This is a genomic window from Pedobacter sp. 01T416_2 (assembly GCF_056398925.1).
Window position 1 is genome coordinate 1 of the sequence record NZ_JBFTQI010000857.1, and the last position, 2,343, is coordinate 2,343.

Genomic DNA, 2,343 nt, shown 5'->3' on the forward strand with positions numbered 1-2,343 from the left:
ATACCTTATCATCGGCTTATTATTTTTAAGTTTTGCTGTAAATGCACAGGAGAGCAAGCAATTTGTAATCGAAGGAAAGGTTAAAGCTCCGCTAACAGTTACTTTAGACAATTTAAGTGCTTATAAATCCGTTAGTTTGGATAGTATGACAATTTTTAACCACTTGATGCAGCGTAAAAGCAGCATTAAAAACATTAAAGGTGTGCTTTTGAAAGATATTTTGGCCAAGGTAGAAATAGATGCTGCCTCACCAAAAACATTAAGTGAATATTATCTGGTTTTTACGGCAACCGATAATTATAAAGTGGTGTACTCGTGGAACGAAATTTTTAATTCGCCAACCGGAAATCAAGTGCTGGTTTTAACCGGTTATGATACCAATCCTGCAAAGGCTGAAAAGGGAAATATCACCATTATTACACCAAGCGATTTCGCAACAGGAAGAAGATTTGTAAAAGGATTGAGTAAAATCAGCATCTTACAGGTAAATTAGCAGCATGAAACCATCATGAGCAAACACTCACAAATGGTAATAAACCGAGCCTGTGAGCGCTTGAACACAAAAATCAAATAGAAACTTGTGAAAAACATGCTCATGATAGCTTCATCACCGATAAAAACAAAAATATACAGATGAAAATCGAATTGATCAGTTTTGGCAAGATTTCCGAGTTTATCAACAATCAAAATATTGAGGTTGATGGCATTGCTGATACCGATGCTTTTAAACAGTATTTAGAAAATCAGTTTCCTGCTTTAAAAAGCATGAAATATAAACTTGCCTTGAACAAAAATATCGTTCAGGAAAATACTGAAATTACCAACAACGCTACAATAGCCATAATGCCACCTTTTTCTGGCGGATAAACGATATGAGTGCAGAACGATACAACAGGCAGATTATCCTTAAAGGATTTGGAGAGGAGGCACAACAGCAGCTTTTAAGGGCAAAAGTGCTTGTAATTGGTGCTGGTGGCTTGGGTTGTCCAGCGTTGCAATACCTTGCTGCTGCCGGCATTGGCCATATTGGTATTGTTGATGACGATACCATTTCATTGTCCAATTTACATAGACAGATTCTTTTTACAACGGCTGATATCGGGAAACTGAAAGTAGAGATTGCAGCAAAGCGCTTGCAGGAGATGAATACGCAGATCGGGATTATCCGCCACCCCATCCGTTTGCAGAAAAATAATATCCTCGATATTCTATCCAGATACGATTACATATTGGATGGTACAGACAATTTCGAATCCAGATACCTCATTAACGATGCCAGTGCCCTATTGAACAAACCGCTAATATTTGCTGCAGTTTCGGGTTTTGAGGGTCAGTTGGCCATATTTAACACGCCCGATCATTTAACGCCCAGCACCAATTACCGCGATCTTTTCCCCATTCCACCCGATAAAGGAGAAGTAGCCAATTGTGCAGAAAATGGCATTTTAGGCGTATTGCCAGGAATATTGGGTACCATGGCAGCCGCAGAAACCATTAAACTGATTGCCAAAATCGGGCAACCACTCACCAATAAAATTTTAAGTTACAACCTACTTACACAAGAACAATATACCATCAATATCAGTCATGGAGGCGGTTATTCCCTGCCCAAAACTGTTGATGAATTTTTAAATATGGATTATCAGGATACGAGCGAAGGACCGCAGGGATATAAAGAAATTGATGCCAGCGAACTGGTTAAACTTCAGCAGTTAGAATCTACAATTTTAATCGACGTACGCGAAAGGCACGAAGTACCCATACTGGATAAACAGATCTTTACGCAGGTACCAATGTCGGAGTTTGGCGCCTTTATGAGTAAAGAATTTTATCAAAAACATGTGGTGCTGATTTGCCAGCATGGCATCAGAAGTGTAGCCGCAGCAGAGGCTATGCAGGAAAAATATGGCGATGCAAAAAAAATATACAGTTTAAAAGGTGGTATCGTAAAATGGAGAGATCATTTTCTCAAACCCTAACATGAGCGAAAAAAAGATAAAGAACATATTTGTAAATGGCCCAATCGAACCTGCTTTTATAGCCGACAGTATTGCCAAACACAACAACAAAACAGCTATTGGAGGCCATAGTATTTTTATGGGCCAGGTGAGAAAAGATGAAATTGAAGGCAAATTTGTTGCAGCGATAACATATACCGCATACGAAGACCTTGCCCTCGAAAAAATGCATCAGATCAGGGAAGAAATCTTCGAAAAATATCCACTCAATTGCATGCATATTTATCATAGTTTGGGCACAGTTAAAACAGGCGAAATCTGCCTTTTTGTTTTCACTTCGTCGGCACACCGTAAACCGGCAATGGCGGCCTGTACTGAAGTTGTA

4 protein-coding genes are annotated in these 2,343 nt (G+C 39.3%); all 4 read left to right on the top strand.

Features of this window, described 5'->3' with window-relative positions:
• Nucleotides 1-493: molybdopterin-binding protein (locus AC1DPQ_RS25055; protein WP_477611220.1), on the top strand; the 493-nt coding region annotated here is incomplete at its 5' end.
• Between the two features lie 140 nt (nt 494-633).
• Nucleotides 634-867 (top strand): MoaD/ThiS family protein, encoded by a 234-nt coding sequence (locus AC1DPQ_RS25060; RefSeq protein WP_029277560.1) that lies wholly within the window; start codon nt 634-636, stop codon nt 865-867.
• Between the two features lie 5 nt (nt 868-872).
• The gene (locus AC1DPQ_RS25065) at nt 873-1,979 is read left to right on the top strand and encodes a ThiF family adenylyltransferase (protein WP_477584260.1); all 1,107 of its coding nucleotides are present in this window, start codon (nt 873-875) and stop codon (nt 1,977-1,979) included.
• 1 nt (nt 1,980) lies between these two features.
• A partial coding sequence (locus AC1DPQ_RS25070) for a molybdenum cofactor biosynthesis protein MoaE (protein WP_477611221.1) occupies nt 1,981-2,343 on the top strand: 363 nt, incomplete at its 3' end.

Excerpts from the sequence above, each read along its gene's own strand:
- AC1DPQ_RS25060 (WP_029277560.1), top strand. The coding sequence starts at position 634 with ATGAAAATCGAATTGATCAGTTTTGGCAAGATTTCCGAGTTTATCAAC.
- AC1DPQ_RS25065 (WP_477584260.1), top strand. The coding sequence starts at position 873 with ATGAGTGCAGAACGATACAACAGGCAGATTATCCTTAAAGGATTTGGA.